Here is a 7,131-nt window from a genome sequence, read left to right as displayed (position 1 = left end):
GATCTCCGCCGCCGTCGCCCGCTGGCGCGCGCTCGGCTGAACCCGACCCGGCCCGTCGGCGGCCGGAGCCGTCCCGGCTAGGGTCGCGGTCGTGTCCGCAGCCGTCCCCGACCCGCGGGCGCGGGTGGTCGTGCTGCTCTCGGGCGCCGGCTCGCTGTGCGCGGCGCTGCTGGACGCGACCGACGACCCGGCCTACCCCGCGACGGTCGCCGCCGTCGGCAGCGACCGCCCCGCCACGGGTCTGGAGCACGCCCGGCGACGGGGTCTGCCCACGTTCGTCTGCGAGGTGGGGGACCACGCCGACCGCTCCGCCTGGGACCGGGCCCTGGCCGCGGAGATCGGCGCGCACGCGCCGGACCTCGTGGTCTCGGCCGGCTTCATGAAGATCGTCGGCCCCGCCGTGCTCGGCGCGTTCGGCGGCCGGCTGATCAACACCCATCCCGCCCTGCTGCCGGCGTTCCCCGGCGCACACGCCGTCCGCGACGCGCTCGCCGCCGGCGTCCCGGTGACCGGGGCGAGCGTGCACGTCGTCGACGCAGGCGTCGACACCGGCCCCGTGCTCGCCCGGCGCGAGGTGGCCGTGCTGCCCGGGGACGACGAGGCGCGACTGCACGAACGGATCAAGGAAGCGGAGCGCGAGCTCCTGGTGGAGACGGTGGCGCACGTCGTCACCGCCGATGTAGCGAGGAAGAGCGACCGATGAGCGACCGCACCCCGATCCGCCGCGCCCTCCTGGGCGTCTACGACAAGACCGGTGTGGAGGAACTGGCCGCGGGCCTGGCCGCCGCGGGCGTCGAGCTGGTGAGCACCGGCGCGACCGCCCGGCGGATCGCGGAGGCGGGCATCCCGGTGACGCCCGTCGAGCAGGTCACCGGCTTCCCCGAGTGCCTCGACGGCCGCGTGAAGACGCTGCACCCCGCCGTCCACGCCGGGATCCTGGCCGACCGGCGCAAGCCCGACCACGTGCGGCAGCTGGAGGAGCTGGGCATCGCGCCGTTCGACCTGGTCGTGGTGAACCTGTACCCGTTCACCGAGACCGTCTCCTCGGGTGCGAGCCCCGACGAGTGCGTGGAGCAGATCGACATCGGGGGCCCGGCCATGGTGCGCGCCTCGGCCAAGAACCACCCGTCGGTCGCTGTCGTCGTGGACCCCGCCCGGTACGCCGACGTCCTCACCGCCGTGGCCGCGGGAGGCTTCACCCTCGCCGAGCGGCAGAAGCTGGCCGCGGCTGCGTTCCGGCACACCGCCACGTACGACATCGCGGTCGCCTCGTGGCTGGGCAACGTCGTCGCGCCGGACGACGACAGCGGCTTCCCCGCCTGGGTGGGCGCCACCTGGGACCGGGCCGACGTCCTCCGCTACGGCGAGAACCCGCACCAGCGTGCGGCGCTCTACCGCAGCTGGCAGCCCGGGCTCGCGCACGCCGAGCAGTTGCACGGCAAGGAGATGTCCTACAACAACTACGTCGACACCGACGCCGCCTGGCGGGCCGCGCACGACCACACCGACCCGTGCGTGGCGATCATCAAGCACGCCAACCCGTGCGGGATCGCCGTCGGCCCCGACATCGCCTCCGCCCACCGCAAGGCGCACGCGTGCGACCCCATCTCCGCCTTCGGCGGCGTGATCGCGGCCAACCGGGAGATCGACCTGATGATGGCCGAGCAGGTGTCGGAGGTGTTCACCGAGGTCGTCGTTGCGCCGTCCTTCACCGACGACGCGGTGCGCGTGCTGACCGGGAAGAAGAACGTCCGGCTGCTCCGCAACCCGCACATCCCCGCACCCGGCGCCGAGATGCGACCGATCAGCGGCGGCCTGCTGCTGCAGGTGAAGGACAGCCTGGACGCTCCCGGCGACGACCCGACCACGTGGACGCTGGCGGCCGGGGAGCCGCTCGACGCGGCGGGCCTGGACGACCTCGTGTTCGCCTGGCGCGCCGTGCGGGCGGTGAAGAGCAACGCCATCCTGCTCGCGCACGACCGCGCGACCGTCGGGGTGGGGATGGGCCAGGTCAACCGCGTGGACGCCGCCCGGCTGGCCGTCAGCCGGGCGGGGGAGCGGGCGGGCGGGTCGGTCGCGGCGTCCGACGCGTTCTTCCCGTTCGCCGACGGCCTGCAGGTCCTGCTCAAGGCGGGCGTGCGGGCCGTCGTCCAGCCGGGTGGTTCCGTCCGGGACGACGAGGTCGTGGCCGCGGCGGCCGCGGCCGGCGTCCCGCTGTACCTGACCGGCACCCGCCACTTCGCGCATTGATGAAGGACCCCCTCGCCCCCCGCCACTCGCAGGCTCGCAGCGGGCCCCTGCGAAGGGGCCACATGGCCCCCACCCCTCGCGAGCTCGGGGCGGGCCCCTCCATGGGGCCGAGAGCGCACGTCGCGCCGCCGGAGGACGGTACCGAGGTCGAGGGGGCGGACTTCGCCCGCGTCGACTGGTGGGGCGCGGAGCTGGAGGGCGTCACCTTCACCCGCTGCCGATTCGACGACGCCTCGCTCGAGGAGCTGGTCACCCGGCGCTGCGTGTTCGACGGCTGCGTGCTCACCGGCGTGCGGTTGGGAGGGTCGCGGCACACGGGGACGGCGTTCCTGTCCTGCCGGTTCGACCGCGCCCGGCTGATCGACGTCACCTGGGACGGCTGCAAGCTCACCGGCTCGCAGTTCCCGGGCGCCCAGTTGCGGCCGATGACGGCCATCGACTGCGACTGGAGCTACACCGCGCTCCGCGGCGCGGACCTCTCCGGGCTCGACCTGGCCGGGCAGCGCTTCCGCGAGGCGGACTTCACCGACGCCGACCTGCGGGAGTGCGACCTGACCGGCGCGAACCTCGACCGGGCCCGGCTGCAGTCGACGAAGCTGCGCGGGGCGGACCTGCGCGGCGCCTCGATGGACGAGGTCAACTGGCGCGCGTTCGAGCTCACCGGCGTGCGGATCGACCTCGTGCAGTCGGTGCAGTTCGCCCGAGCCCACGGCGCGCTCGTCGCCGACTGACTACGCGACCTTGGGCTTGGTGAGGATCGCCTTGATCGAGCCGAGCAGGCCGAGGACGGCGACGCCGATGCCGCACCAGAACCCGGAGCCGAAGAACCCGAGGTCCCAGTTGGCCTTGTCGTCGGCGAGCGGCACGAGGATGCCGGCGGTGACGACGAGGCTCACCAGCAGTCCCAGGACGCCGAAGAAGCGGTGCGAGCGCATCGGCAGCCACATCAGCAGGCCGAGCAGGAAAAGGACGCCGCCGCCGAGCACGATCGCCAGCGGCTGCCACAGCCCGTTGTCGAAGACGCTCCCGAGGTCGTCGAACGCCTCCCGCACGAAGCTCCAGCCCGAGGCGTCGTCGTCCGCGAGCCAGTCCAGCAGCAGGCTCACCCCCGCGGCGATCCCGGCGAGGATCAGGAGCAGGCCACCGAGGCTCTCCGGCCCGCGGAAGGCAACCGGGCGATCGGAGTACCGGGGTGCGGTGAAGTCCGTGGTGGCCGGCTCCCCGCCGCCGTCGCCTTGCCGTCGAGGATCGTCGCGGGCACGTGCCCAGTGTGCCGGAGGGGTCACGCGACCGGCCGGGCAGTCCTAGTCTCAGGACAGCGGTCCAACCCGGCCCCGCCGAACCGGAGGCACGCATGAGCGAGCAGCACCCGCCCGGCCAGCCCGTCGGAGCCAGCGCGTACAGCGGCGGGGAGCCGGCCACCACGGACTTCACCGCACCCCGGTACTCCGATCGCCCGGTTGCCTTCCGCGGGCCGGAGAGCCTCGGTGGCCTGCTCCTGATCCTCGCCGGGATCGCCGCGGGGGTGAGCCTGCTGCTGGACTGGCTCGCGGACGACGACGCCTCGGGCTGGAGCTTCGTGCGGGAGGCGTTCGACGACCTCGGGAGCGTCTTCGACAACGGGCTGTGGCAGCCGCTGGCGATCGTGCTCGGCGGCGGCGTCCTTTTCCTGCTCGGCCTGCTGATGTGGCTGCCGATGCGCTCGCACCGCTTCTTCGGCGTCCTGGGACTGCTGGTGAGCCTCGTCGTCACCGCCGGCATCCTCGTGCCGCTCGCCGACGACAAGGCCAACTGGGACCTCGGGTTCTTCGGCTCCGGGTTCTGGTGCGGCATCGGCGTCGCCGTCCTCGGCCTGCTCGGCTCGATCAAGGCGATCCTCACCAAGCCCAAGGTCGCGTAGTCAGTCGGCGACGAGCGCGCCGTGGGCTCGGGCGAACTGCACCGACTGCACGAGGTCGATCCGCACGCCGGTGAGCTCGAACGCGCGCCAGTTGACCTCGTCCATCGAGGCGCCGCGCAGGTCCGCCCCGCGCAGCTTCGTCGACTGCAGCCGGGCCCGGTCGAGGTTCGCGCCGGTCAGGTCGCACTCCCGCAGGTCGGCGTCGGTGAAGTCCGCCTCGCGGAAGCGCTGCCCGGCCAGGTCGAGCCCGGAGAGGTCCGCGCCGCGGAGCGCGGTGTAGCTCCAGTCGCAGTCGATGGCCGTCATCGGCCGCAACTGGGCGCCCGGGAACTGCGAGCCGGTGAGCTTGCAGCCGTCCCAGGTGACGTCGATCAGCCGGGCGCGGTCGAACCGGCAGGACAGGAACGCCGTCCCCGTGTGCCGCGACCCTCCCAACCGCACGCCGGTGAGCACGCAGCCGTCGAACACGCAGCGCCGGGTGACCAGCTCCTCGAGCGAGGCGTCGTCGAATCGGCAGCGGGTGAAGGTGACGCCCTCCAGCTCCGCGCCCCACCAGTCGACGCGGGCGAAGTCCGCCCCCTCGACCTCGGTACCGTCCTCCGGCGGCGCGACGTGCGCTCTCGGCCCCATGGAGGGGCCCGCCCCGAGCTCGCGAGGGGTGGGGGCCATGTGGCCCCTTCGCAGGGGCCCGCTGCGAGCCTGCGAGTGGCGGGGGGCGAGGGGGTCCTTCATCAATGCGCGAAGTGGCGGGTGCCGGTCAGGTACAGCGGGACGCCGGCCGCGGCCGCCGCGGCCACGACCTCGTCGTCCCGGACGGAACCACCCGGCTGGACGACGGCCCGCACGCCCGCCTTGAGCAGGACCTGCAGGCCGTCGGCGAACGGGAAGAACGCGTCGGACGCCGCGACCGACCCGCCCGCCCGCTCCCCCGCCCGGCTGACGGCCAGCCGGGCGGCGTCCACGCGGTTGACCTGGCCCATCCCCACCCCGACGGTCGCGCGGTCGTGCGCGAGCAGGATGGCGTTGCTCTTCACCGCCCGCACGGCGCGCCAGGCGAACACGAGGTCGTCCAGGCCCGCCGCGTCGAGCGGCTCCCCGGCCGCCAGCGTCCACGTGGTCGGGTCGTCGCCGGGAGCGTCCAGGCTGTCCTTCACCTGCAGCAGCAGGCCGCCGCTGATCGGTCGCATCTCGGCGCCGGGTGCGGGGATGTGCGGGTTGCGGAGCAGCCGGACGTTCTTCTTCCCGGTCAGCACGCGCACCGCGTCGTCGGTGAAGGACGGCGCAACGACGACCTCGGTGAACACCTCCGACACCTGCTCGGCCATCATCAGGTCGATCTCCCGGTTGGCCGCGATCACGCCGCCGAAGGCGGAGATGGGGTCGCACGCGTGCGCCTTGCGGTGGGCGGAGGCGATGTCGGGGCCGACGGCGATCCCGCACGGGTTGGCGTGCTTGATGATCGCCACGCACGGGTCGGTGTGGTCGTGCGCGGCCCGCCAGGCGGCGTCGGTGTCGACGTAGTTGTTGTAGGACATCTCCTTGCCGTGCAACTGCTCGGCGTGCGCGAGCCCGGGCTGCCAGCTGCGGTAGAGCGCCGCACGCTGGTGCGGGTTCTCGCCGTAGCGGAGGACGTCGGCCCGGTCCCAGGTGGCGCCCACCCAGGCGGGGAAGCCGCTGTCGTCGTCCGGCGCGACGACGTTGCCCAGCCACGAGGCGACCGCGATGTCGTACGTGGCGGTGTGCCGGAACGCAGCCGCGGCCAGCTTCTGCCGCTCGGCGAGGGTGAAGCCTCCCGCGGCCACGGCGGTGAGGACGTCGGCGTACCGGGCGGGGTCCACGACGACAGCGACCGACGGGTGGTTCTTGGCCGAGGCGCGCACCATGGCCGGGCCCCCGATGTCGATCTGCTCCACGCACTCGTCGGGGCTCGCACCCGAGGAGACGGTCTCGGTGAACGGGTACAGGTTCACCACGACCAGGTCGAACGGCGCGATGCCCAGCTCCTCCAGCTGCCGCACGTGGTCGGGCTTGCGCCGGTCGGCCAGGATCCCGGCGTGGACGGCGGGGTGCAGCGTCTTCACGCGGCCGTCGAGGCACTCGGGGAAGCCGGTGACCTGCTCGACGGGCGTCACCGGGATGCCCGCCTCCGCGATCCGCCGGGCGGTCGCGCCGGTGCTCACCAGCTCGACGCCCGCGGCGGCCAGGCCCGCGGCCAGTTCCTCCACACCGGTCTTGTCGTAGACGCCCAGGAGGGCGCGGCGGATCGGGGTGCGGTCGCTCATCGGTCGCTCTTCCTCGCTACATCGGCGGTGACGACGTGCGCCACCGTCTCCACCAGGAGCTCGCGCTCCGCTTCCTTGATCCGTTCGTGCAGTCGCGCCTCGTCGTCCCCGGGCAGCACGGCCACCTCGCGCCGGGCGAGCACGGGGCCGGTGTCGACGCCTGCGTCGACGACGTGCACGCTCGCCCCGGTCACCGGGACGCCGGCGGCGAGCGCGTCGCGGACGGCGTGTGCGCCGGGGAACGCCGGCAGCAGGGCGGGATGGGTGTTGATCAGCCGGCCGCCGAACGCGCCGAGCACGGCGGGGCCGACGATCTTCATGAAGCCGGCCGAGACCACGAGGTCCGGCGCGTGCGCGCCGATCTCCGCGGCCAGGGCCCGGTCCCAGGCGGAGCGGTCGGCGTGGTCCCCCACCTCGCAGACGAACGTGGGCAGACCCCGTCGCCGGGCGTGCTCCAGACCCGTGGCGGGGCGGTCGCTGCCGACGGCGGCGACCGTCGCGGGGTAGGCCGGGTCGTCGGTCGCGTCCAGCAGCGCCGCGCACAGCGAGCCGGCGCCCGAGAGCAGCACGACCACCCGCGCCCGCGGGTCGGGGACGGCTGCGGACACGACCGCGACCCTAGCCGGGACGGCTCCGGCCGCCGACGGGCCGGGTCGGGTTCAGCCGAGCGCGCGCCAGCGGGCGACGGCGGCGGAGATC

General features: G+C 74.1%; 8 protein-coding genes. 4 read left to right on the top strand and 4 right to left on the bottom strand.

All coding sequences use genetic code 11. The features are described from left to right. Positions 1-91 precede the first annotated feature (91 nt). From purN (E4P40_RS25100) to E4P40_RS25090, 3 genes are all read left to right on the top strand, one after another. Positions 92-703: a phosphoribosylglycinamide formyltransferase gene (purN, locus tag E4P40_RS25100; RefSeq protein ID WP_135161055.1), complete on the top strand. Its 612-nt coding sequence runs from the start codon at positions 92-94 to the stop codon at positions 701-703. Next, the gene (purH, locus tag E4P40_RS25095; RefSeq protein ID WP_135161056.1) at positions 700-2,250 is read left to right on the top strand and encodes a bifunctional phosphoribosylaminoimidazolecarboxamide formyltransferase/IMP cyclohydrolase; all 1,551 of its coding nucleotides are present in this window, start codon (positions 700-702) and stop codon (positions 2,248-2,250) included. The genes purN (E4P40_RS25100) and purH (E4P40_RS25095) overlap by 4 nt, the downstream gene beginning before the upstream one ends. A 62-nt stretch (positions 2,251-2,312) precedes the next feature. Then, positions 2,313-2,981 (top strand): pentapeptide repeat-containing protein, encoded by a 669-nt coding sequence (locus E4P40_RS25090; RefSeq protein WP_245160569.1) that lies wholly within the window; start codon positions 2,313-2,315, stop codon positions 2,979-2,981. Here E4P40_RS25090 and E4P40_RS25085 read toward each other — a convergent pair whose 3' ends face one another. Next, positions 2,982-3,536, bottom strand: coding sequence for a hypothetical protein (locus tag E4P40_RS25085; RefSeq protein ID WP_135161058.1), 555 nt, complete (start codon positions 3,534-3,536; stop codon positions 2,982-2,984). It abuts the gene before it with no gap. Positions 3,537-3,604: 68 nt separating this feature from the next. On the opposite strand from E4P40_RS25085, the gene E4P40_RS25080 reads away from it, so the two are divergent. Next, positions 3,605-4,150, top strand: coding sequence for a hypothetical protein (locus tag E4P40_RS25080; RefSeq protein WP_135161057.1), 546 nt, complete (start codon positions 3,605-3,607; stop codon positions 4,148-4,150). Here the strand turns inward: E4P40_RS25080 and E4P40_RS25075 are convergent, their stop codons facing one another. The 3 genes from E4P40_RS25075 to purN (E4P40_RS25065) all read right to left on the bottom strand — a co-directional run bounded on the left by E4P40_RS25075 (position 4,151) and on the right by purN (E4P40_RS25065) (position 7,040). Beyond that, positions 4,151-4,819, bottom strand: coding sequence for a pentapeptide repeat-containing protein (locus E4P40_RS25075; RefSeq protein WP_245160569.1), 669 nt, complete (start codon positions 4,817-4,819; stop codon positions 4,151-4,153). A gap of 62 nt (positions 4,820-4,881) precedes the next feature. Next, positions 4,882-6,432 (bottom strand): bifunctional phosphoribosylaminoimidazolecarboxamide formyltransferase/IMP cyclohydrolase, encoded by a 1,551-nt coding sequence (purH, locus tag E4P40_RS25070; protein ID WP_135161056.1) that lies wholly within the window; start codon positions 6,430-6,432, stop codon positions 4,882-4,884. After that, on the bottom strand, positions 6,429-7,040 hold the full coding sequence (purN, locus tag E4P40_RS25065) for a phosphoribosylglycinamide formyltransferase (protein WP_135161055.1): 612 nt from the start codon (positions 7,038-7,040) through the stop codon (positions 6,429-6,431). The genes purH (E4P40_RS25070) and purN (E4P40_RS25065) overlap by 4 nt, the downstream gene beginning before the upstream one ends. Between the last annotated feature and the right edge of the window lie 91 nt (positions 7,041-7,131).

The sequence above is a fragment of the Blastococcus sp. CT_GayMR20 genome (assembly GCF_004570345.1).
This window is presented reverse-complemented; position numbering and strand designations above follow the sequence as displayed.